This is a genomic window from Pseudomonas tructae (assembly GCF_004214895.1).
Taxonomy (GTDB): domain Bacteria; phylum Pseudomonadota; class Gammaproteobacteria; order Pseudomonadales; family Pseudomonadaceae; genus Aquipseudomonas; species Aquipseudomonas tructae.
The window spans coordinates 2,840,796-2,862,135 of the sequence record NZ_CP035952.1 but is presented as its reverse complement, the minus strand read 5'-3'; the positions used below and the strand labels follow the sequence as shown (position 1 = coordinate 2,862,135).

Below are 21,340 nucleotides of genomic sequence, written 5' to 3'. Positions count from 1 at the left end.
TCAGACACTCATCGATCACACTGATGATTACTATCGAGACGCCCATCTGTAGGCTAGGCAAAACCGCCTCCTATAATCGCGTCCAAATTTTCCCGTTCCCGCGCCTGCTGCAGGCGACAGTCCCCTTTGGAATCCAGCACCATGTCACGCGTCAACCAGGGCCCTCACGGCCTCCTCGAACATAGTCAACAGAGCGTCATACAGCAGTGGCTGGCGATTCTCTCGGTCGCCGTGGGTGCCTTCGCCCTGGTAACCAGTGAGTTTCTCCCGGTGGGCGTACTCAACGATGTCGCCAGTGACCTGGGCATCAGTGCCGGCCAAGCCGGCCTGATGGTGACCCTGCCCGGCATCATGGCCGCCCTCGCCGCCCCCTTGCTGTCTGTGGGCATTGGCACGTTGGATCGTCGCTATCTGCTGATCGGCCTGACGCTGATCATGATCATCGCCAACTCGGTGGTGGCCTACGCCAGCGACTTCAGCCTGCTGCTGTTCGGCCGCGTGCTACTGGGCATCAGTATCGGCGGCTTCTGGGCGACTGCCATTGCCCTTAGCAGCCGCCTGGCGCCCAAGGGCGTGGGCGTAGCCCAGGCCACTTCGATCATCATGGTCGGTGTGACCCTGGCCACCGTGCTGGGCGTGCCCGTAGGCACCTGGCTCAGTGGCTTGATGGGCTGGCGCATGACCTTTCTGGTCACCGCGCTGGTGGGCGTACCGGTACTGCTGGCGCAGGTCTTCCTGCTACCGCGGCTCACCCCCGAAAAAGCCATTCGCATCGCTGACCTGCCGGCCCTGTTCATCAATCCACAGGCTCGAGTTGGATTGATCGCCGTACTGCTGATTGGCCTGGCGCACTTTGCCGCGTACACCTATGTCGCCCCCTTCTTCAAACAGAATGCCGGCTTCGATGGGCCGACCATTGGCTCACTGTTGCTGTTGTATGGCGTGGCCGGGGTCGCGGGGAATATTTTCGCCGGTTTCGCCGCCAACCGAAGCGTGCGTCACACGCTGTTGCTGGTCGCCCTGATGATCGCCATCAGCACCGCGCTGTTCCCGTACTACGCCACCAGCATGACCGGCGCGGCGATGCTGATCGCACTCTGGGGCTTCGCCTTCGGCGCCTTCCCCGCCTGCGCCAGCATCTGGATGTTCGTGGTAGCGCCCAAGGATGTCGAACGCGGCATGCCACTGTTCGTCGCCATGTTCCAGGTGATTATCGCCTTGGGCTCGTTCTTCGGCGGGCAGATCGTCGACCAGTTGGGTAGCTCGGTACTGCTGAGTTTGGCCACGGCCCTGGTGGGCTGCGGCTTTGTCACTGTGCTGGTCATGGGACGCAACGTCAGCAATAGCCTGGCGGCGCAACCCTGCTGACACAACAGGTAACTGCTGTCTCTGTGGGAGCAACTGTCTTGATGAAAATCTAAAAAGCTTGCGCGATCTCTGTGGGAGCGGGCTTGCCCCGCGAATACAGGCGTTACCCGTGTCAGGCGACTCCATTTCTGGGCCGGCCTCTTCGCGGGGCAAGCCCGCTCCCACAAAATTGAGCACTTTCATCACCTTCGAGTGGCCCTTTGGCGGCAGGGGTTGATACTTCTCTGTACAGGGGGCGTGTTGCGGCTTACGCGTGCCGCGGGAGGTGGTAGATGAACAAGCTTTCGATAGTAGGTGCCGGTATGGTGGGCGAGGCGGCGGCTCAGGTCATCGCCCGGCAAGAGTTGTGCCGCGAGTTGGTGTTGATCGATGTGCAGGGCGAGTTGGCGCAGGGTAAGGCGCTGGACGTCTGGCAGGCGGCCATCGAGTCAGGGTCCGATACCCGGGTCCGTGGCGGGGTCAATGCCCAAATGCTGCAAGATTCCGACCTGGTAGTGATTACCGCAGGCGTGCCGCGCAAGCCAGGCCAATCCCGTCAGGATGTGTTGAGCATCAACCTGCCCATTCTCGATGGCATCCTGCGCGATGTGCGACAGCATGCACCGGATGCGACGCTGTTGGTGGTGTCGAACCCGGTCGACGTACTGACCTATCGGGCCTGGTCCCTCAGCGGGCTGGGGCGCGACAAGGTGTTCGGGCAGGCCGGGGTGCTGGATACCGCGCGCATGAAGTGTTTCATTGCCGAGGCAACCGGGTTTTCCGCGCGCGATATCACCGCGCTGGTGCTGGGAGGCCATGGCGACAGCATGGTGCCGCTGATGCGGTACTGCGCGGTCGGTTCGGTGCCATTGGCCCATTTCCTGTCCACCGAGCAGATCGAGCGGATCGTGGAGCGCACACGCAAGGGTGGCGGTGAGATCCTGGGCTTGAAGAAGCTGGGAAGCGCCTGCGATGCACCCGGCGTGGCCATCGCACAGATGGTCGATGCAATCGCCAATGGACGAAACCGTATATTGCCGACCGTGGCAATCCTCGACGGCGAGTATGGGCGCAAGGGTATCGCCATGGGGGTGCCGTGTGTGTTGGCAGGGCAAGGGATTGCCCGTGTGATCGAGCTGCCCCTGGATGCGCAGGAACAGCGGATGTTCGATGAGTCTGCCGATCAGGTGATGCGTGATATTGCTGAAATGAACGCTCTGTGAGCAGGCGTGCGCTTGCGCACTGCCCTAAAAAAGTTGGACCGTCAGCTAGCCTCAGCGACCTGGGCTCTGTACCTCACAGGACTCAGGTCGCTAAGGCTTCAAGCAATGATACCTTTACCAGACGCGTCCAACCTCACCACTTGTAAGTCAAATCCGCCGTCACCGTCCGCTCCGCACCCAGCAGGCAGCCTACGCTGGCGAAGCATCCCGCAATGTAATACTTATCCGTCAGATTCTTAACGTTCAGCTGCGCCTTCAGGCCATCGAGGCTGGCGTCGGCCTTGCCGAAGTCGTAGCTGAGCATCGCGTCCATCACCGTGTAGTCCGGCACCTTGAAAGTGTTCTGCGCATCGCCGAAGGTCGAACCGGTGTAGCGCACGCCCGCGCCGAAGCCAAGCCCGGCGAACAAGCCACCCTGCACGGTGTAGTCGGACCACAGCGACGCCAGGTGTTTCGGGGTACGGGCCGGGGTCTTGCCCTTGTTGCTCATGCCGGCGGCGTTGGGGTTGTCCTGGCTGACTTCGACGTCGTTTAGGCTCCAGGAGGCGATCACATTCAGGCCGCTAGCCGGCTTGAGCACGGCTTCCACTTCGATCCCGCGCGAGGTGACTTCACCTTCCTGAACGCTGTAGCTCGGCGCCGAGACATCGGTGGTCAGGACGTTCTGCCGGCGCAGATCGAAGGCGGCGACGGTGAGGTAGCTGTCGTAGCCGCTGGGCTGGTACTTCACCCCCACTTCGTATTGCCGGGCGGTTTCCGGCTCGAACGGCGAGCCGCTGCGGTCGGTGCCCGAAGTCGGGATAAAGGATTCGCTGTAGCTGATGTAGGGAAACACCCCGCTGTCGAACAGGTAGCCAAGACCAAGGCGACCGGTGAAATCATCCGCGTCCAGCGTGGTCAGCCCGCCAGTGGTGCGGCCGCTGGCCACGCTGTAGGTGCGGCTGTCGGTGTCCTGGCTGGCCCAGTCGTAGCGCCCGCCCAGCGAGGCGACCCATTTGCCGAGCTTGATCTGGTCCTGCAGGTAGACACCCAACTGGCGGCTCTTTTCCGAGGTGCCGAGCAGGCTGGTGTAACGCGAGGTATCGATCACCACACTGCGGTCCGGCGAATAGATATTGATGGCTGGCGCGTCGCCGGTCTGTACGTCGTTGCTGCGCCGGCTGTGCTGATAGTCGACGCCGCCGAGCAAGGTGTGGTTCAGCGGCCCGGTGTCGAATTTGCCGAGCAACTGGTTATCGACCGCGAAATTGTCATTGCCGTAGTCACGCAGTTGGTAATAGCGATTGAGGGTGGTGCCGGCGATCACCGCGCTGTTGCGGTACAGCTGGTGCTCGTAGCCGGTGAAGTGGGTGTAGCGGGCGTTCTGACGCAAGGTCCAGGTGTCGTTGAGCGCATGGCTGAACTCGTAGCCGAGGCTGGTCTGCTCGGACTTCTCGGCATCGAAACCGGGCTCGTTCAACGAGCGGTGGCGCGGTACCCGGCCATTGGGGTTGGAGCCGTCGAACAGCGAATACGGCATGTTGCTGGTGAACAGGTTCTTGTTGCGCTGGTAGGACGCCAGGATCGTCAGCGAGGTGTCTTCGTCCGGGGCCCAGGTCAGGCTCGGCGCCACATAGACACGGTCGTCCTTGATGCCGTCGATGCTGTTGTCGGCGTCGCGGCCCAGGGCGACCAGGCGATACGCCAGGGTGTTGTGCTGATCCAGTACATCGCCGACATCGGTATAGGTCTGCAGCCGGTTGTCGCTGCCAGTGGAGAAGCCCACCTCACGATGGGCGGCGAAGGTCGGGCGCTTGGACACGAAGTTCACGGTACCGCCCGGCGAGCCCTGGCCGTACAGCACCGAGGCCGGCCCCTTGAGCACCTCGATACGCTCCATGCCCCACGGCTCCGGCGCGTAGTAGCCGATCTGATTGTTGCGCAGGCCGTCGGTGTAGGCGTTGGCGTTTATCTGCTGGAAGCCGCGCACCATGATGGTGTTGTCGGTGGGGTTGTTGCCGGCGACACCGGCGTGCACGCCGGCGGTATAGCCCAGGCCGTCACTGACGGTTTGCGCACCCTGGGCGGTCAGGCGGTCGCGGGTGACCACGGAGATCGACTGGGTGGTTTCCAGCAGCGCGGTGTCGGTTTTAGTGGCGCTGCTGGCGCGGGTCGCCAGGTAGCCATCCACCGGCCCGTTGGGGTTTTGCGAGGCGAGCACGCCCTGGATGCTGGTGGCGTCCAGTTGCAGCGCAGCGCCCTGCTCCGCTTGCGGCACCAACACAAAGCCTGCGGCGGTCTGGGCATAGCTGTAGCCACTGCCGGTGAGCAGATGACGCAGGCCCTCTTCCACGCCATAGCTGCCACGCAGGCCATTGCTGTGCAAGCCGGACACCAGGCGCCCCTCCACCGCCAGGTCGATGCCGGCCTGGGCGGCGAACTGGCTGAGTACGTCGCCCAGCGCACCCGGCGCAATGTTGTACTGCACCGCCTGCTGCTCGGCATGGGCCTGCACGGCGATCCCCAGCGGCAGTGCACAGGCCAGCTGGACAGCAAGGAACAGCGGTTTGAACCGGGCGCGGTTACGTGGTTGCGGCATGGTGAAGCGTCTCCCAGTGTTGAGTTTCATTCTCATAAACTCAACGGACCACCGGGAAAAAGGCGAACCACGCTCCCGAACTTTTTCGACGAATCTATTTTTCGCGCAGTTTTATCCGGGTAATCCACGGCGTCAGCCGGCTGACTTCGATCGGCAGACTGGCTTCGAGCAGTTGAACTGCGCGCTGCGGATTGTCCAGCGGCAACGAGGCGAACACCTGAATCTGCGCGAGCGCCTCGCGGTCGTAGCTGAGCACCCCGGCGTACTGCCGGCCCAACTGCTCCAGCACCTCGGGCAGCGGCACGCCACGGGCCAGCAGGCGGTGTTGCTGCCAGGCCTGGTCAGTGGCCTGTACGTCGATCGGCTGCACACCCTCGAGGCCGTCACGGCGGATGCGCAACTGCTGCCCCGCCGACACCACCGCCTCGCCCGGCCCTTCACTTGGGCGGGCCAGTGTTGTCGATTCGAGCATGCTCAGGTCAGTGGCGTCGGGCTGCCGGGTGACCACGAAACGTGTGCCCAGCGCGCGGATACTGCCGTCGCCGGTCACCACCCGGAATGGCCGTTGGGCATCGACGGCAACCTCGACGCGGATTGCGCCGCGCAGCAATTGCACTTCACGCCCGGAGGTGCTGAAGTGCAGGTTCACCGCGCTGCCACCGGCCAGGGTCAGGCGGCTGCCGTCTTCAAGGCGGGTTTCCTGCCACTGGCCGGGGCCCGTGTCGAGGTCGGCAAACAGCAAGGCATTGGGGTAGTGCTGCCAGGTCAGCCAGCCGGGCATCAGCAGCATCAGGCCGATGCCCAGTGCAGCGCCCAGTCGCTTGTTGCGCCGCCCCCGCTCACTGAACCGCATTTCGCCATCGATCAGCCGGTGCAGCCGGCGACCACCTTCGGGCGTCTGGCGAATGCCGCGCAGGCTGGCCAACAGCCGCTCCATACCTTGCGCGGCCTCGGCGTGCGCGGGGCTGAGTTGTTTCCACTGCGCGTATTCGCGTTCGCTGTGCTCGCGCTCGGCGACGTCATCGGCACTGAGCAGCACCAGCCACTCGGCCGCCTGACGAGCCAGGTCGTTGTCGTCACTCATGAAGGATCACGCAGCGTCTGACAATGCAGCAGCACCTGTACCAGGTACTTCTGCACCATGCGCACGCTGATCCCCAGGTGTTCGGCGACCTGTGCCTGGGGCTGGCCTTCGAGGTAATGCAAGAGAAAGGCTTCCCGCGGCTTGCTGCCAAGACCGTCGAGCAACCGGCAAATCTGCTCCAGCGCATCGAGGGTTTCCCAGATGCGCTCGGCGCTCGGCGCGCCAGGATGCTCCAGGGCAAGCAGGGCCAACTCTTCCAGGTAGGCCTTTTCCAGACGCTGGCGACGGGCGCGGTCGATCAGCAGATTGCGTGCGGTGGTCGCGATATAGCCCCGCGACTGACTGGCCTGCAGCAGCGCATCGCGGGATGAAAGGATGCGTAGAAAGGTGTCCTGAGCCACATCCGCCGCGTTGTGCGCACAGCCGAGTTTCTTGCGCAGCCAGCCAAACACCCAGCCGTGGTGTTCGCTGTAGACATCGTGCATCAGCTTGTTGGAATCAGCCACGGAAGCAGGCTCGGAGAGGGACGGAATTGAGAATTTATCTCATTATTGATTGAATGTGAAAGCGAAGAATACGTCGGGCCGGTGTCGCGCCCCCGCTCGCAAGCGGTGACCGTCAGTCAGCCCGATGCATGACAACGTCCAGGCCTTCTTCCTCGTTGGGAGGGCGAAAATAACTCGTGATCAAATCAAACTCCGCATCAGTGGCCGCAAAGTCATGTTCAGCACGCACGTTCCTGACGTGCAGCCTGCCACGGCAGGTGTCATCGTCGATCTCAATGTAGTGAACGCAGTGAGGCACTTTCGCGGCTTCAGCCAAGCTACGCAGCCATTGGCGGTCTGCGGGCGTATTGGCAGGAAAATCCAGCACGACGCTGACACCCGCCGCCAGCGTGTCGATGACAAGAGGACCCAAAACACCTCGGATACGATGCGCTAGCTGAACGTAATCTGTTACTGACTTGATCTGTTCGGGATAAAGTCTTGATAGCCAATGATCTTCACTCAGCAAAATGGCTGAATGCTCAGTCGCCAAAGACTTCGCCACCGTAGATTTGCCTGATGCAATCTTGCCGCACAGTAGATGAAGTACCGGAGTGTGCATGGGACGTTTCCTTATGTCGACGCACGATGATGGCCTGGTAGACGCGATTGGAACAACAAGTGGTCAGTTTCAAACATCCACTCTAGCCCCCAACGGCCACTCAACACATGAGTAATGCAAAACTTGGCGCGCTCAATTCAGGCCCGCTATCGCTTCAGCGGCCGTGTGCTATGGTTCACCTTCACTTCATCATTCACCGCCCCGAAGCATCTTGGTGCCACAACTCATGCAGTTCGTAAAATATCACGCGGCTGGCAATGACTATCTCGTCTATCACGACAACACTCCATTCGATTGTTCGGCCCAGGCTATCTCGCTGGTAAGCGACCGGCATAGGGGACTTGGCAGTGACGGCATCCTGGTTCCTGTCATTGCGCCCGGCGAGATGCTCTCGGTGCGCATCTTCAATACCGATGGCTCCGAGGCGGAGAAGAGTGGCAACGGCCTGCGTATTTTATGTCGCTACCTTTGGGATCAGGGGATCGTTACCCACGAACCGTTCGAACTGGCAACCAAAGGCGGGAGGGTGCGCTGCCAGGTGCTCGACAACGGCCGACGCATTGCTATTGCCATGGGAGTGGCGACATTTCCCGAGCCCGAACGACACTCAATGGAAGTCGACGGCATGCACCTGCACCTGAACCCAGTATCGATGGGCAACCCCCATTGCGTGGTGTTCGTCGATCAGCCGACTGAAGCACTCGCACGCAAATTCGGGCCCATCATCGAACATTTATCGCTGTTCCCGAACCGAACCAACGTTCAATTCGTGAACGTTGTCGATCGCCAAAACCTGATGGTGCAGATCTGGGAGCGTGGTGTGGGCTACACCCTGTCGTCGGGAACCAGCAGTTGCGCCGCTGCGGCAGTTTCACGCCGGCTTGGGTTCGTTGACGATCAGGTGACCGTGCACATGCCGGGCGGTCAAATCACTATCGAACTCGATGACGATAACAACGTCCTCATGCAGGGCCCGGTGTGCAAGATAGGGCGGTATTCGCTGGATCAAGAGTGTCTGACACAGATCGGTTGAATGCTCTCACACTCGCATATTTGGCCTTTCTCCCCCCAACACCAGCGTCGCTCCTGACCAAGTACACACTCGGGGGCATCCTCTTTTGGCCGAAAAGCAGCCAATCGCGAACGGCTGCTTTCGACCCATTGCAGCCGGTCAGCTTAGGGATAAATCACCCCAAAGCGCACGTTCAGAGCGCCAGCTTATTTAAGCAATGGCTCTCATTCATCCGCTTCTGTAATGGGCGCGTACGCGGCTTTTGCGCGTCTATTGAACGAAGCGATCACCGGTTTGATCGGTTTCACAAGCAGGCCTTGAAATTAGTTTCTTGCGCAAGAGCGCGCATTGCCGGATAATCTAAAAATGTCCGTCATTCGACGGCAACTGAGCAACTCCTATGCCTTCCCCATCAATGGAAGGTGACGGTCGAGGACCTACCCCCTGAGGCAACTCAGGGGGTGGATAGGTCTTAGTTAGGCTCAACCTTTTTTCGCTTTAAAATTCTTTTGTGCACGGGCATCTGCTTCTCTAAGCGGACGAATTTTTTCGATCGCTTCACTGGCATACGGGTAGTTCGTGACTTTGAAACTACCGTTTTTCCCTTCTAGATTTGCTCGAATTTTCGCTGTAATAACCGTGTTAAGAAGCAATAGTAACTCTCTGTCCTCGGAGATCAAAGCTAGTCGACCGTAATAATCGAGTAAGCGCATGCACTGATCGCACCCTGGCGCCTTGATGTCCCACTGAGTGATAAGATTGATACCCTCCAGAAAGAACTGACGATCAGCAGTTTTAGATGTGTCGGCCTGCTGGCTGAGGAAGAAAATACGTTGCTGTTTTGCCTGGTGAAAAGTGAAGAATAGAACGACTATAAGCGATAGCGACCCCGCGAATGCCGATGTGTGACCTCCAAAGAAGTCCCCAAATTGGCCAAGCTGAGAAAGATCAAGGTGAGACGAAAAACTAACCTTTAGATTATTATATCCAGCAACGATCATGTTTGCGACTGGAAGGATCGCGAACAGACTGACTACCAAGAGTAGATAAACCATCCAGCGTGGCGTTTCTTTCAGATAGTTGTAGCGCATAATTTTGTCGACTGCCTGTGGATGAGTTCTGATTGGCGGATAATGATCTTTTATAGACGGGCTCGAAATTTAACTTTCCACTGCGACAGTGGAGTTGCGAATTAACCTGACGAATCCTTTTGCCAGCATGCTGGTCGGATCGCGCGTTAGCTTTCAGTCTGAGCATTTGACAATGGGGTTTGAGCGCTGGGATGACTACGGCGTATTTCCATAAAATGGGCGTAGATTTCCCTATGCTTCCTTAAATGCCCTAGACGTAGCTGTTGCTGTGGCCGATAGCTGCCTGTGGTCTCAGGCAGGTGTTATCAGCTCTTTCGTAAAGCAGACCACCTTCTGGCAACACCTTCATGTAAAAGCCCCTTCGCAGGGGCTTTTTTTACACTTGGAATTTTCGACACTGGACTTTTTCGTGCGAGTCCGTGTACAGCATGAGCTTAATACACATAATAAAACGAGGGTCTTTCACCGAGTAGCCACCGGTATGCTCATTCTTTGAGATAAGGGGGGTTGATCCGGTAGCGAGGTCAGACAATATAGACCCTATACCCATGTTAGTGTTAGGTACGGTAAGAGGGAAATTTTCCCTGACAAGCTTGTCAATGTCATTCGAGTCGAACTCGTGCCTTTTAACCTTGCCGATGCAGTAAATAACCTGATTGCGTCGTGCGACGGTGGTCTCTCGGCTGTTTAGGTTTTTTTCTACGACGGAGTAAGCGTGTCGTAATCCGGCCGTCAGCCACGCACGATCAGCTGTCTGCAGCGTCTTCGGAAGATACGTCCAGCCATTATCCTGAATCGCGTAGGCGAGGTGCTCACAAAATTCATGGACGCGCTGTGCAATCCCTAAGGTTACGTCCGATACATGGTCCGATATTTCAATTAGCGAGGCCCCGGAAAGGGGGATTTGCAGATGAGCGAACCCTTTGCTCACGATTTCACGCACCTGACCTGAGTCAAGGCCGCTCACTTTTTGAATCTCCTGTAACCGGTTGGCTACGGATTCAGCGTTTTTAACATCACGGAAGTACTGGAGGACCCCGTTTGGAACACCCACAACAAGGAAGTTAATGTTACACTCGGCGTAACGCGAGTCGTCTAGGAGGATGATAATGTTCGAGAGCTCATCCATCAGATCGCTGGAAGCGAATATTGACTCCAAATTATCCAGAACAATGATTTTCTTCTCATTATTCACGGAGGCGTACAGCTTGAAGGCCATTAGTAACGGCTCTTCCTGGGTAATATCGAAGCGGTCATTCTGCTTCACCGAACCTTTCAGAAAAGCCGCAGAAAGCTCTCCTACCTTCTCAACGTTGTACCCGAGATTCAAGGCCGTGCCCGGGGCGATGAGGCAGTTGCAAATCTCAGTAGTCAGTGACTTGATGCGTGCAGCATTTGCGCAATTGACAGTCACATACGTGATCCCATCGTCTTCGAGAACTTTTTTGTAGAGCCACGATTTACCGTTGCCGCTTTCACCAAAAATTAGTGTGTGGGAGTTTCGCTTGAACGCCCGCGAAAGCTCCAGCTCGAGCCGGGGCCGCTGCACGTACATATTCACGTTCACTTCGCTGCGCCGAGGCGTAAATACCTCGGTAATCTCTTTCCTAAGCAACATAGAAGTCCATCAATGGTGTGTCGGGGCAGCCCGGCTTGTACCAAGCCTCTCGTCTTTGCATGGTACTCGATTATTGGCACTGATAGCTAAACGACAGCAGTGTTTTATAGGCCAATCGATGGCTCTTCTCTTAGCCGGCATGAGTCATCCAGCTGCGAGGGTGGCCACTGGATGGAACCGGTGCCCGACGTTGGTTCGGTCCTCAGGCTAGAGGACGGGTTCGTCTGCCAGAATCTCAGCTAAAACATCCTATGCAGCAGGATGATGGGCACGATGTTTTCCTCGGGACCGTCACAGATCATCTCGATTTAGAGGCCGTTTTTGGCCGATTGCAGCCTTTCGCGAGAGGCAGCTATGGGTCAAAAGCCGGCCTTCAATATTGGCCGCTTCTGGCCGCAAGCAGCGTCTCAGCCCGCAGGTTCCGGGGCTGCCCAAGTCTGCGCCCGCGCCCTGCCATGTTTCTCACCTTCCCCGCCGAGCCATTGCACATCCGCCGGAAGATGCCATAGGCTGCCGCCTCATCAATCAGTGCTACTGACGTTGGATAAACGATGATCGAACTACAAGGATGTTCCGCGTTTTCCGGTCTGCAGTGCCGGCCCGTTGGGCCCTCTGACGCAGAAATGATCTGCTCCCATCGCCAGGACATGTTTCTTGAGGCAGGCGGGAATCCTGAAGAACTGCGGGTCATGACCCAGCACTTTCGCCCATGGCTGCAAGAGCGGCTCGGTGACGGTCGGTATTACGGGTTCAAACTCCTGGATGGCGACCAACCGGTCGCGGCCATTGGCCTGATGAGCATCGATTGGCCGCCCCATCCAACGCACCCAACCCTGGATAAGCGTGGCTACGTGTTGAATGTGTACGTCCAGCCGGCCTACCGCCGCCGTGGCCTGGCGTCAGCCTTGATGCAAGCGGCTGACGCCGAGTTCGCTCGCCGAGGCATCACCTTCGCAGTCCTGCACGCCACCGAGACGGGCAAACCGGTCTATGAGCAGATCGGTTGGGCTGGAACGTCGGAAATGGCCAAATCCATTCCTTGATAGTGACCTCGCTCGGCCCAATGCTGCTCTTTGCGGTGGGAGGCTATTAGGAGAAGTTCACGACCTTTTCGAGAGCCACGATCAATGAACGTTATTCGTAGCAAAGATTTCACAGCCACTCACGCCTGGGGTGCAGAGGACATAGCAAACATGGATGGCACCACCTGGACCGACCAGCCGTACAAGTGGCATGTCAATGATGGCGAGGAGGTATTCGCTGTCCTCGACGGCACGGTAGATATGCATTATCGCGAGTCAGGCATTGAACAGGTCGTAACCTTGGGGGTGGGTGACGTGTTTTTCGCAGGGGTTGGTTGTGAACATGTTGCACACCCTCACGGCGAAGCGCGGATTCTGGTCATCGAACGTGAAGGCAGCGTTTGAGTTGAGCACCCGAGTGCAGCCGGCCTACCCCCGACTGCACTCCTATTTGACCTGCACGATTCGCAACAGCCAGGCGCTTCCCCCTGTCACAGCAACTCGGGGAAGGCAGCGCCCAGCAGGTCGGGGTCCTTCAGGATCGCTGCACTGCTGGCGATATCCGGTGCCAACCAACGGTCCTGGGCATAGGCCGGGACCCGTTTGCGCAACAACTGCCAGGCAACGCTGGTACCTGCGCCAAAGCGCTGCTCCTTGAGGAACTCGAAGGCCTGGGCCGCCAACAGGTATTCGATGGCGAGGATCTGCGTGCAGTTCTCCAGGGCGCGGTGCAGCTTCAACCCGGCATTGGTGCCCATGCTCAGATGATCCTCCTGCAGACCGGAGGTGACGTAGTTGTCGATGACGGCCGGTTGTGCCAGCTGACGGTTCTCGGCACAGAGTGAAGCGGCCACGTACTGGACAATCATCATGCCCGAATTCACACCCGGTTGACTGACCAGGAAGGCCGGCAAACCGCTGACCAACGGGTTGATCAGGCGATCGAGACGACGCTCGGCAATTGCCCCGATCTCGGCCACCGCGATGGCCAGCAGGTCGGCCGCCATGGCCACGGACTGGCCGTGCGGATTCGCCTGGGAAACCACCCGATACGACTCGGGTGTACCCAGCAACATCGGGTTGTCGGTGGTGGAGTTGAGTTCGGTCTCGATCTGCCGCGCCGCGTGTTCCAGCTGATCACGCGCGGCGCCATGAACCTGCGGGATCGAGCGAATGCTCAAGGCGTCCTGGGTGCGAATGCCATGGCTGCTGGCAATGATTTCGCTACCGTCGAGCAGGCGACGCAAGTTGCTGCCCACGCGCTGCATGCCGGGGTGCGGTTTCAGCGCAATGATTTCAGGGTCGAAGGCATCGAGTTGGCCGCGCAGGGCCTCGAAGCTCATGGCGCTGATAACGTCCGCCCATTGGCTCAGCCGAGTGGCATCGTCCAGGGACAGGCAGCTCAGGCCGGTCATGCAAGGGGTACCGTTGACCAGGCACAGCCCATCCTTGGCTCCCAGCTTGACCGGCGCCAGGCCGACCTCGGCCAAGGCTTGCTGCGCCGGCACGATCTGGTCGCGATAGCTGACCTGGCCGACGCCCAGCAAGCTGATGCTGATATGGGCCATGTGGGTCAGGTACCCCACCGACCCTTGTTTCGGCACCTGCGGGGTGACGTGCTGGTTGAGCAGGGTCAGCAGCGCCTCGACCACCTTGCGCTGAAGGCCGGAACGGCCCTGGCAGAAGTTGATGATCGCCGCGCACATGATGGCCCGGGTCTGCTCGTCCGACAGCGCGGTACCCACGCCGCAGGCATGACTGAGCAAGGTGTTTCGCGACAGCTGGCTGAGCTGTTCGTCCTGCAGCGAGACATTGCACAAGGCGCCAAGCCCGGTGTTGACGCCATAGGCGCGGTCACCGCTGGACACGATGCGCTGGACAATCGCCTGGGCGTTCTCGATCCGCGCCCAGGCCGATGGTGCCAGTTCAAGCTTCGCGCCATGCCGGGCCACAGCCACCACGTCCTGCCAGCGAACGGGCGCGTCGGCGATGATGATTTTTTCGGCAAACGACATACTCGCGATTCCTTAAAGCGAAGCTACGCGACGCTGCACGAAACGATCGACGTATTCGTCCGCAGGCTGGTAGAGGATTTCCTTCGGCGTGCCGACCTGGATCAGGCGGCCGTCCTTGAGAATGGCAATTCGGTTGCCGATGCGCACTGCTTCGTCCAGGTCGTGGGTGATGAAGACGATGGTCTTGTGCAGGGTCTTTTGCAGTTCCAGCAACTGGTCCTGCATTTCGGCGCGAATCAGCGGGTCGAGCGCACTGAAGGCTTCGTCCATCAGGATGATGTCGGTGTCGGCAGCCAACGCACGCGCCAGGCCCACGCGCTGGCGCATGCCGCCCGACAACTGATGCGGGTACGACTTCTCGTAACCCTTGAGGCCCACGGTGTTGATCCAGTGCAGGGCACGCTCTGTGCACAGGGCTTTGCTTTCGCCACGGACTTTCAGGCCGTAGGCGACATTGTCCAGCACGGTGCGGTGCGGCAACAGGCCGAAGCTCTGGAACACCATGCTGATCTTGCGCCGGCGGAATTCGCGCAGGGCCTGCATGTCGTACTGCAGGATGTCCTCGCCATCGACCAGGATCTGGCCGCTGGTGGGGTCGATCAGGCGGTTGAAGTGACGCACCAGGGTCGATTTGCCCGAGCCCGAGAGGCCCATGATCACAAAGATCTCGCCGCTGCCGATGGACAACGAGAGATCGTTGACCCCCACCACGCAGCTGGTCTCGGCCAGGACCTGCTCTTTGCTTTTGTTCTCGCAGATCAGTTTCAGGGCATCTTCGGCACGCGCACCGAATATCTTGAAGACGTTTTTGACTTCGATCTTGTTCATCGTCTGCTTGACGCTCATTTGCCCACCCCATGCCGTGGCCGGCCATAGGCCTGGGTAATGCGGTCGATCACAACCGCCAGAATCACAATGGCCAGGCCCGCTTCGAGGCCGCGGCCCACGTTCAGGGTCTGGATACCGACCAGGACGTCTTCACCCAAGCCACGGGCACCGATCATCGAGGCGATGACCACCATCGACAGGGCCATCATGGTGGTCTGGTTGATACCGGCCATGATGCTCGGCAACGCCAGTGGCAGTTGCACGCCGAACAGTTGTTGCAGGCGATTGGCACCGAACGCATTGATCGCCTCCATGACCTCGCCATCCACCTGGCGAATGCCCAGGTCGGTCAGGCGAATCAGCGGCGGGGCGGCATAGATGACGGTGGCAAAGATCGCCGGCACCTTGCCCAGGCCGAACAGCATCAGTACCGGGATCAAGTACACGAAGCTGGGCATGGTCTGCATGATGTCGAGCAGCGGCATCAACACCGCCCGCAGGCGATCGTTGCGCGCCGACAGGATACCCAGCGGAATGCCGACCAGGACCGAGATCAGCGTGGCCACCAGCATCAGCGCCAGGGTCTGCATCAACTTGTCCCAGAGCCCTACCGCACCGACCAGGAACAGCAAGCCGACGATCACCGCAGTGGGTACGATTCTACGGGTGGCGTGCCAGGCTATACCGCCGACGATGGCCAGCATCAGCCACCAGGGTGTTGCGCGCAGTAAACCTTCAAGATTGACGATGGCCCACAGCAGGGTGTCGGAAATGTGCCGGAACACGTCACCGTAGTTGGTGACCAGCGCATCGACCCAGCCATTGACCCAGTCGGCAATGGAAAACGTGAAGTTTTTGGGAAACATGGATTTCTCTCGAGCAAGTGCGTGAAGCGGACTGCTGTGTGGCATGCCCGGCAGCCGCCGGACCGGCCCACACCCTTCAGAGTGCCGCGTCTACCTTTTTGGCTGCGTCTTCGCTGACCCAGCTGTGCCAGACCTCGGGGTGCTCCTTGAGGAACACCTTCGCCAGTTCCGCCGACTCGATACGGTCCCTGGTCATACGCGCCAGGTTCTGGTTCAGCAGATCGATCGGCAGATTGACCTTTTCCAGCACCGCCACCAGTTCCGGCGCCTGCTCGTGGAAGGTCTTCGACACGCCCACCTTGATGGTCACGGATTTATCCACGCCAGGCTTCTCGTCCAGCTTGACCAGGTCGGCCTGGCCCATCAGCGGGGTTGGCGACCAGTAGTAGAAGAGGATCGGCTCGCCACGCTTGTAGCTCGACAGCACGGCGGCATCCAGTGCCGGGCCGGTGCCCGGACGGAAGTTGGTGTAGGTGTTTTCCAGACCGTAGCTTTTGAGCATTTGGCTGTTGTCCAGCTCGCAGGTCCAGCCGGCCGGGCAGTTGTAGAAGCGCCCCTTGTCCGGTTCTTCCGGGTCCTTGAATACCTGAGCGTATTGCCCCAGGTCGGCAATGCTCTTGAGGTTCGGTGCCTTGGCTTCGAGTTTGCGCTTGGCATCACCTTCGATCACATAACGCGGGACATACCAGCCTTCGACCGCGCCAACCACCGGCGAGCCGACACCGACGACCTTGCCGGCGGCCTGCGCCTTGTTCCAGACCTCGCTGCGCCCTACCCACTCTTCGGCAAACACCTGGATATCGTTGCTGCTCAGGGCGTTCTCCATGGAGATGGAGTTACCCGGCAGGCTGTCGGTGTCACAGCCATAGCCATTTTTCAGCACAAACTGCATCACCTCAGTGAGCAGCATCCCGCTTTCCCAGTTCAAACCGGCGAATTTCACCGGTTTGCCTGACTCGCACCAACCGGCCGCCTGGCTGGCGCCAGCGCACGCCAAGAGCCCTAAGGAAAGTGTCGTGGTCAGCAGAGCCTTTGTAATTGTCATTGTGACGCTCCCAAACATGATGATCACTGCGCAGGAGAAATATTTCACAACAATAAAAAAGGATAAAATAATAAGTCCTGATGAATCACCACGGAAAAAACTATGAAGTTCACACTGCGACAGCTTCGCTACGCGCTCGCAGCGGCCAAGCATGGAAACCTGACCACTGCCGCCATGGAGCTTCATGTTTCACAGCCCTCCATCTCGGCGGCCATCACCGAATTGGAGGAGGTGCTGGGCCAATCGATCTTCATACGCCAACGTGGCCTCGGCATCTCGCTGACCCCCTTCGGTCGTACCGTCATGGTCCAGGCCCGTCGCGTGCTGGCAGAAGCCCAGACCTTTGCCGAGATCAATACCAATGCAGGCGAGTGTGTCGGGGAACTGGTGGTCGGCTGTTTCGAAGACCTGGCGCCCTATTGCCTGCCACAAATCGTGCGACGAATGCAGGAGTCCTGCCCAAGGGTCACTGTCGATATGCGCGATGGCAGCTTCGATTATGTGGGCAAGCGGCTCAGTGAGGGCGCGATAGAACTGGCCATCACCTATGACCTGGGTTTACCGCCGAATACCCATTGCACCCAGCTGTGTCAGCTGACCGCCCAGGTATTGCTGTCAGCCGATCACCCGTTGGCCAAGCAGGCGCGTGTCAGCCTCAAGGCGCTGGCCGAATACACCTTGGTCGTCACCGATCAGGTCCACAGTTGGCAGCATGTGTTGGATCTGTTCAGCTTTTACGACCTGTCACCCGCCGTTGTGCACCGTGTGCGCACCTTCGAGTTGCAGCGCAGCCTCGTCGCCAATGGCTTTGGCGTGGCGCTGATCTATACCCGGCCCTTTGGTGACCGTAGTTACGATGGGCAAGCGCTGGTATGTCGGCCGACTCAGGAGAAGTTGCCAACCCATAGCATTGTATTGGCGCATGATCAGCGCTATCCGCTGACGCCTTCGGCCGAGGCGTTCAAGGAGCTGGCGGTGGCATGGTTTGCGGAGCGACCTTCGTTTGCGTCCGAATGAATAACGGGCGGGACTAATGCCGCATGACGGTGGTTGGTGGGTAGATGAGAGGCCCGGCGTGCTTAATCTAACGACCACAGAAGTGATCACGCGGAACCTGTTGGAGCGGGTTTACCCGCGAACACGGGCGAAGCCCGTGCCATCCAACGCGTTGCCTGCTTCGCGGCGGTTCGGCGTCCCGATGAACCCACCCCCACAAGTTCCCTGCTGACTTCACCAGCCGCGTCGGGCTGGAAGCAGCCGGTTACGATCGAGGGCTATCGACCCAAAGCTGCCTTCGGCGGAGGGCAGCAAACGGCCAAAAGCTGTCAATCAAATACATCTAAAAAACTAGGGCAACTCAGTGATTAATTAGATGGGGCACTGATTGAGCGACAATAAGTTATTATTCCATTGCCTATCGGCATAAGTGCGCAAATACGGAGCTCGACCAGGTTCGCGTACGACACCGATATCTGCACGGGCACCACTTACCGGATCAATCACATAAAAAGTGTTTGTACCGTAGCACGAGTGTGGCCATTGCCAAGTAAGCGCCGACCAAGTTACTTTCCGAACTCCAGACCACCACCGCGCCAATAAGGACTCAGGCCTACCGGGTCGGATCCGGACAGGCCTGACCAGGCGGCATCAGCGGCTCTCAGGCTGCCACCGCAAACTCTACAAACTCTCATCAAGAAACTTGACCACCGTCCCCATGCAAGCCACCCGCTCCTCCACATGGGGCATGTGGCTTGAGTTCTCGAACAATGCCCAGCGGATACCCGGGATCAGGTCCAGGTACGGTTTGACCACCAGCGGCGTGGCTTCGTCGTAGCGCCCTGAGATCAGCAGGCTGGGTACGTTGATTTGCGCCAGGCGGTCGACGATGGTCCAGTCCTTGGTGCTGCCAATGATGTGGAACTCGTTGGGTCCGGTCATGGCGTGGTACACGGTGGGGTCGGCGTCGACCTGGGCGAAGGTGCGGGCCACTTCGTCCGGCCAGGGGTTCAGGCGGCATACGTGACGGTCGTAGAACACGCGGGTGGCGGCGATGTAGTCGGCGGCGGTGTAGTCGCCCACGGCTTCATGGCGCAGTAGGGTGGCCTGCACGTCCTCGGGCAGTTTCTCGCGCAGGCGGTTGGCCTCCTTGACCCAGGTGCGCATGTCTGCCGGAGAGTTGGCGATCACCAGGCAACGCAGGCCCGCCGGGCGCCGTACCGCGTGTTCGCTGGCCAGCATGCCACCCCAGGACTGGCCCAGCAGGGCATAGCGCTGGCTGATACCCAGGTGTTCGAGCAGGTTATCGAGCTCTTCGAGGAACAGCTTCACCGTCCAGAACGACGACGGCATCTGCGGCAGGTGGGTCGAGCGGCCATTGCCCAGCTGGTCATAGTGGATGACCGGGTAGCCACCGGCCGCGACGTCCTTGTAGGCATCGACATAGTCGTAGGTGCAGCCCGGCCCGCCATGCAGGATGACCAGCGGGGTGCGACCACAATCCAGGTCGCCGGTGACGCGGTACCAGGTCTGGTAGTCGCCGAACGGGGCAAAACCTTCATGCGATTTGATGAGTTCCATTTCATCCGGCTCCGTGCGAATCGTGGAGTACACAATATCGCTACACACGGCCCGGCATAACTAGAGAGTTCTCTAGGTTTTCGGATTTTTTACCACTCAGGTGTCGAGCAGACGGTAGTGCACCGCCCGGGCGACCGCCTGGACCCGGTTCTTCGCCCCCAGCTTGTGCATGGCCGAGGTCAGGTGCAGGGACACCGTGGCCAGTGAGCGGTTGAGAATTTCGGCGATCTGCGTCGCGGTCAAGCCGTCGGCAGCCCAGCGCAGGCACTCGAGCTCACGGCGGGTCAGGCGGATGGCGCGCACGGCAGCCTCCTTGCCCAGCAAGGGATAGGCCGCCTCCTGCAAGGCATGGGCGATCAGGCTGAAGTCGCTGAGATTGTTGCGGGCATCGTCCAGGTCGCGCTGACTGGCCTGGGGCCGCAGCCCGGTCAGGGTCGCCAGCCCACCGCGTGGCAGGTGGATGGGCACGGTGACACCGCAAGCCAGCTGCGCATCGCACAGATAGCCCACCACCGGCGCATGGCGCTGGTCGAGCAGGCGCTGCAGGACGGTCTCGCCCTTGGGCAGGTACGACCAGGCGAAGGGTGCGATGGAAGAAACGGCCAGGTGCTGCACCGGGTCGATCTGGTAGAAGCCTGCAGTGCACCACAGCTCCTGCCAATCATTCGGGGTCTGGCGCAGCCTGACCACCGAGGGGGTGATCAGCCCGCCGAGATGATCCAGCGGCACCGGACTGTAGTCGTACACCAGGGCATCGAAGCCCAGTTGCGCCGCAAGGGCAGCGACGCTGTCCATCTGTTCGTCCAGGCTACTGGCCAACGACAGACAGGTATGGAGCTCAGCCAGCTTGGCCTGCATTCCTTGCACTCCTGTGTATATACCCTGTTGGATTTCCATCTTGAAGTCCGCCAAGTAGAATGCCACGGCTCGGCGCGGGACTGCCAGACAAAACCTATAAGAAATACTAGCTTGTAGGCGGCGCACTCTCCTGCGCAGGGTATAGCGCTAAGCCATGGCCAACAGGAGAGTAGCGATGTGGCGTGAGATGCAACCTGACCAGCAGTTCAACGTATCGGTCGATGGCCACAATCTGGTGGTGTACAGCTTTGGCGAAGGGGATGAGGTGCTGCTGTGCCTCAACGGCGGGCCGGGCCTGCCCTGCGACTACCTGCGCGATGCCCATGCCTGGCTCAAGGACAAGGGCATCCGCGTGGTTGCCTTCGACCAGCTGGGGACCGGCGCCTCCGACCGCCCCGACGACGACAGCCTGTGGAACATCACCCGTTACGTGGCCGAAGTCGAGCAGGTCCGCCAGGCCCTGGACCTGGGGCGTGTGCACATGCTGGGGCATTCCTGGGGCGGCTGGCTGGCGATCGAGTACGCCATCCACCATCCGCAGTCGCTGAAAAGCCTGGTCCTGGAAAACACCGTCGGCGACATCCCGCACCTGATCGGCGAGCTGGAACGCCTGCGCAGCGCCCTGGGCAGCGAAACCGTGGCGATGATGCAGCGCTTCGAGGCCATGGGAAACCTTGACCATCCCCAGTACCAGGCCGCCGTCACCCTGCTCAACTACCGCCATGTGTGCCGCCTCGACGAGTGGCCCGCACCGGTCAAACGCTCGCTGGGCGACTGGAATATGGGCCCCTACACCACCATGCAGGGCCCCAACGAGTTTCTCTACATCGGCAACCTCAAGGACTGGAACCGCCTGGAGCACATGGGCAAGTTCCAGATGCCGGTGCTGATCACCACCGGCCAGCACGACGAACTGACCCCTGCCTGCGCCCTGCGCATGAAACTGGCACTGCATGACCAGGCCGAGCTGCACGTGTTCGCCAACAGCAGCCACATGCCGTTCTACGAAGAGCCGCAAGCCTACTTCCCGGTGTTGCTGGATTTCCTGCAGCGCAACCGGGGCTGATCG

General features: G+C 59.7%; 21 protein-coding genes. 8 read left to right on the top strand and 13 right to left on the bottom strand.

Annotated elements, in window-relative coordinates:
- Nucleotides 1–141: 141 nt before the first annotated feature.
- The gene (locus tag EXN22_RS13155; protein ID WP_130264463.1) at nucleotides 142–1,368 is read left to right on the top strand and encodes an MFS transporter; all 1,227 of its coding nucleotides are present in this window, start codon (nucleotides 142–144) and stop codon (nucleotides 1,366–1,368) included.
- Nucleotides 1,369–1,640: 272 nt separating this feature from the next.
- Nucleotides 1,641–2,570, top strand: coding sequence for a malate dehydrogenase (locus tag EXN22_RS13150; RefSeq protein ID WP_130264462.1), 930 nt, complete (start codon nucleotides 1,641–1,643; stop codon nucleotides 2,568–2,570).
- A 133-nt stretch (nucleotides 2,571–2,703) separates the two neighbouring features.
- On the opposite strand, the gene EXN22_RS13145 is transcribed toward EXN22_RS13150, so the two are convergent.
- From EXN22_RS13145 to EXN22_RS13130, 4 genes are all read right to left on the bottom strand, one after another.
- On the bottom strand, nucleotides 2,704–5,148 hold the full coding sequence (locus EXN22_RS13145) for a TonB-dependent siderophore receptor (protein ID WP_130264461.1): 2,445 nt from the start codon (nucleotides 5,146–5,148) through the stop codon (nucleotides 2,704–2,706).
- Nucleotides 5,149–5,242: 94 nt separating this feature from the next.
- Nucleotides 5,243–6,232, bottom strand: coding sequence for a FecR family protein (locus EXN22_RS13140; RefSeq protein ID WP_130264460.1), 990 nt, complete (start codon nucleotides 6,230–6,232; stop codon nucleotides 5,243–5,245).
- The gene (locus EXN22_RS13135) at nucleotides 6,229–6,717 is read right to left on the bottom strand and encodes a sigma-70 family RNA polymerase sigma factor (RefSeq protein WP_130266817.1); all 489 of its coding nucleotides are present in this window, start codon (nucleotides 6,715–6,717) and stop codon (nucleotides 6,229–6,231) included. The genes EXN22_RS13140 and EXN22_RS13135 overlap by 4 nt, the downstream gene beginning before the upstream one ends.
- A 133-nt stretch (nucleotides 6,718–6,850) precedes the next feature.
- Entirely contained in the window at nucleotides 6,851–7,339 is a 489-nt protein-coding gene (locus EXN22_RS13130; RefSeq protein ID WP_130264459.1) for an AAA family ATPase, read from the bottom strand.
- Between the two features lie 226 nt (nucleotides 7,340–7,565).
- On the opposite strand from EXN22_RS13130, the gene dapF reads away from it, so the two are divergent.
- Nucleotides 7,566–8,372, top strand: coding sequence for a diaminopimelate epimerase (gene dapF, locus EXN22_RS13125; protein ID WP_130264458.1), 807 nt, complete (start codon nucleotides 7,566–7,568; stop codon nucleotides 8,370–8,372).
- 461 nt (nucleotides 8,373–8,833) lie between these two features.
- Here the strand turns inward: dapF and EXN22_RS13120 are convergent, their stop codons facing one another.
- Both EXN22_RS13120 and EXN22_RS13115 read right to left on the bottom strand, forming a co-directional pair.
- Complete coding sequence (locus EXN22_RS13120; protein ID WP_130264457.1) at nucleotides 8,834–9,442, bottom strand: hypothetical protein; 609 nt, start codon at nucleotides 9,440–9,442, stop codon at nucleotides 8,834–8,836.
- 376 nt (nucleotides 9,443–9,818) lie between these two features.
- Nucleotides 9,819–10,997 carry an AAA family ATPase gene (locus EXN22_RS13115; protein WP_233281731.1) on the bottom strand — a complete coding sequence of 393 codons (1,179 nt, stop codon included), beginning with the start codon at nucleotides 10,995–10,997 and terminating at the stop codon, nucleotides 9,819–9,821.
- A 614-nt stretch (nucleotides 10,998–11,611) separates the two neighbouring features.
- Here EXN22_RS13115 and EXN22_RS13110 point away from each other — a divergent pair.
- Both EXN22_RS13110 and EXN22_RS13105 read left to right on the top strand, forming a co-directional pair.
- Entirely contained in the window at nucleotides 11,612–12,103 is a 492-nt protein-coding gene (locus EXN22_RS13110) for a GNAT family N-acetyltransferase (protein WP_130264455.1), read from the top strand.
- An 84-nt stretch (nucleotides 12,104–12,187) separates the two neighbouring features.
- Nucleotides 12,188–12,487: a cupin domain-containing protein gene (locus tag EXN22_RS13105; protein ID WP_130264454.1), complete on the top strand. Its 300-nt coding sequence runs from the start codon at nucleotides 12,188–12,190 to the stop codon at nucleotides 12,485–12,487.
- 86 nt (nucleotides 12,488–12,573) lie between these two features.
- On the opposite strand, the gene EXN22_RS13100 is transcribed toward EXN22_RS13105, so the two are convergent.
- The 4 genes from EXN22_RS13100 to EXN22_RS13085 all read right to left on the bottom strand — a co-directional run bounded on the left by EXN22_RS13100 (nucleotide 12,574) and on the right by EXN22_RS13085 (nucleotide 16,788).
- A complete protein-coding gene (locus tag EXN22_RS13100) occupies nucleotides 12,574–14,097 on the bottom strand; it encodes an HAL/PAL/TAL family ammonia-lyase (protein ID WP_130264453.1) in 1,524 nt (507 codons plus the stop codon).
- 12 nt (nucleotides 14,098–14,109) lie between these two features.
- Nucleotides 14,110–14,943, bottom strand: coding sequence for a quaternary amine ABC transporter ATP-binding protein (locus tag EXN22_RS13095; protein ID WP_130264452.1), 834 nt, complete (start codon nucleotides 14,941–14,943; stop codon nucleotides 14,110–14,112).
- Nucleotides 14,940–15,791, bottom strand: a complete 852-nt coding sequence (locus EXN22_RS13090; RefSeq protein ID WP_130264451.1) for an ABC transporter permease — start codon at nucleotides 15,789–15,791, stop codon at nucleotides 14,940–14,942. The genes EXN22_RS13095 and EXN22_RS13090 overlap by 4 nt, the downstream gene beginning before the upstream one ends.
- Nucleotides 15,792–15,867: 76 nt before the next feature.
- A complete protein-coding gene (locus tag EXN22_RS13085) occupies nucleotides 15,868–16,788 on the bottom strand; it encodes an ABC transporter substrate-binding protein (RefSeq protein WP_233281730.1) in 921 nt (306 codons plus the stop codon).
- Between EXN22_RS13085 and EXN22_RS26345 the strand changes: the two genes are divergently transcribed.
- Both EXN22_RS26345 and EXN22_RS13080 read left to right on the top strand, forming a co-directional pair.
- On the top strand, nucleotides 16,691–16,942 hold the full coding sequence (locus tag EXN22_RS26345) for a hypothetical protein (protein WP_233281752.1): 252 nt from the start codon (nucleotides 16,691–16,693) through the stop codon (nucleotides 16,940–16,942). The two genes, EXN22_RS13085 and EXN22_RS26345, sit on opposite strands and share 98 nt — an antisense overlap.
- Nucleotides 16,939–17,853: a LysR family transcriptional regulator gene (locus EXN22_RS13080; RefSeq protein WP_130264449.1), complete on the top strand. Its 915-nt coding sequence runs from the start codon at nucleotides 16,939–16,941 to the stop codon at nucleotides 17,851–17,853. The genes EXN22_RS26345 and EXN22_RS13080 overlap by 4 nt, the downstream gene beginning before the upstream one ends.
- Before the next feature lie 351 nt (nucleotides 17,854–18,204).
- Here the strand turns inward: EXN22_RS13080 and EXN22_RS26680 are convergent, their stop codons facing one another.
- The 3 genes from EXN22_RS26680 to EXN22_RS13065 form a co-directional block, all read right to left on the bottom strand.
- The gene (locus EXN22_RS26680) at nucleotides 18,205–18,339 is read right to left on the bottom strand and encodes a DUF3892 domain-containing protein (RefSeq protein WP_218567647.1); all 135 of its coding nucleotides are present in this window, start codon (nucleotides 18,337–18,339) and stop codon (nucleotides 18,205–18,207) included.
- A gap of 174 nt (nucleotides 18,340–18,513) precedes the next feature.
- Nucleotides 18,514–19,413 (bottom strand): proline iminopeptidase-family hydrolase, encoded by a 900-nt coding sequence (locus EXN22_RS13070; protein WP_130264447.1) that lies wholly within the window; start codon nucleotides 19,411–19,413, stop codon nucleotides 18,514–18,516.
- A gap of 96 nt (nucleotides 19,414–19,509) precedes the next feature.
- Complete coding sequence (locus EXN22_RS13065; protein WP_130264446.1) at nucleotides 19,510–20,271, bottom strand: LuxR family transcriptional regulator; 762 nt, start codon at nucleotides 20,269–20,271, stop codon at nucleotides 19,510–19,512.
- Nucleotides 20,272–20,446: 175 nt separating this feature from the next.
- Between EXN22_RS13065 and EXN22_RS13060 the strand changes: the two genes are divergently transcribed.
- Nucleotides 20,447–21,337, top strand: a complete 891-nt coding sequence (locus EXN22_RS13060; protein WP_130264445.1) for a proline iminopeptidase-family hydrolase — start codon at nucleotides 20,447–20,449, stop codon at nucleotides 21,335–21,337.
- The last annotated feature ends 3 nt before the right edge of the window (nucleotides 21,338–21,340 follow it).

Coding starts and splice junctions, on each gene's coding strand:
- EXN22_RS13155 (WP_130264463.1), top strand. CDS start 142: ATGTCACGCGTCAACCAGGGCCCTCACGGCCTCCTCGAACATAGTCAA.
- EXN22_RS13150 (WP_130264462.1), top strand. CDS start 1,641: ATGAACAAGCTTTCGATAGTAGGTGCCGGTATGGTGGGCGAGGCGGCG.
- EXN22_RS13145 (WP_130264461.1), bottom strand. CDS start 5,148: ATGCCGCAACCACGTAACCGCGCCCGGTTCAAACCGCTGTTCCTTGCT.
- EXN22_RS13140 (WP_130264460.1), bottom strand. CDS start 6,232: ATGAGTGACGACAACGACCTGGCTCGTCAGGCGGCCGAGTGGCTGGTG.
- EXN22_RS13135 (WP_130266817.1), bottom strand. CDS start 6,717: ATGCACGATGTCTACAGCGAACACCACGGCTGGGTGTTTGGCTGGCTG.
- EXN22_RS13130 (WP_130264459.1), bottom strand. CDS start 7,339: ATGCACACTCCGGTACTTCATCTACTGTGCGGCAAGATTGCATCAGGC.
- dapF (WP_130264458.1), top strand. CDS start 7,566: ATGCAGTTCGTAAAATATCACGCGGCTGGCAATGACTATCTCGTCTAT.
- EXN22_RS13120 (WP_130264457.1), bottom strand. CDS start 9,442: ATGCGCTACAACTATCTGAAAGAAACGCCACGCTGGATGGTTTATCTA.
- EXN22_RS13115 (WP_233281731.1), bottom strand. CDS start 10,997: ATGTACGTGCAGCGGCCCCGGCTCGAGCTGGAGCTTTCGCGGGCGTTC.
- EXN22_RS13110 (WP_130264455.1), top strand. CDS start 11,612: ATGATCGAACTACAAGGATGTTCCGCGTTTTCCGGTCTGCAGTGCCGG.
- EXN22_RS13105 (WP_130264454.1), top strand. CDS start 12,188: ATGAACGTTATTCGTAGCAAAGATTTCACAGCCACTCACGCCTGGGGT.
- EXN22_RS13100 (WP_130264453.1), bottom strand. CDS start 14,097: ATGTCGTTTGCCGAAAAAATCATCATCGCCGACGCGCCCGTTCGCTGG.
- EXN22_RS13095 (WP_130264452.1), bottom strand. CDS start 14,943: ATGAGCGTCAAGCAGACGATGAACAAGATCGAAGTCAAAAACGTCTTC.
- EXN22_RS13090 (WP_130264451.1), bottom strand. CDS start 15,791: ATGTTTCCCAAAAACTTCACGTTTTCCATTGCCGACTGGGTCAATGGC.
- EXN22_RS13080 (WP_130264449.1), top strand. CDS start 16,939: ATGAAGTTCACACTGCGACAGCTTCGCTACGCGCTCGCAGCGGCCAAG.
- EXN22_RS13070 (WP_130264447.1), bottom strand. CDS start 19,413: ATGGAACTCATCAAATCGCATGAAGGTTTTGCCCCGTTCGGCGACTAC.
- EXN22_RS13065 (WP_130264446.1), bottom strand. CDS start 20,271: ATGCAGGCCAAGCTGGCTGAGCTCCATACCTGTCTGTCGTTGGCCAGT.
- EXN22_RS13060 (WP_130264445.1), top strand. CDS start 20,447: ATGTGGCGTGAGATGCAACCTGACCAGCAGTTCAACGTATCGGTCGAT.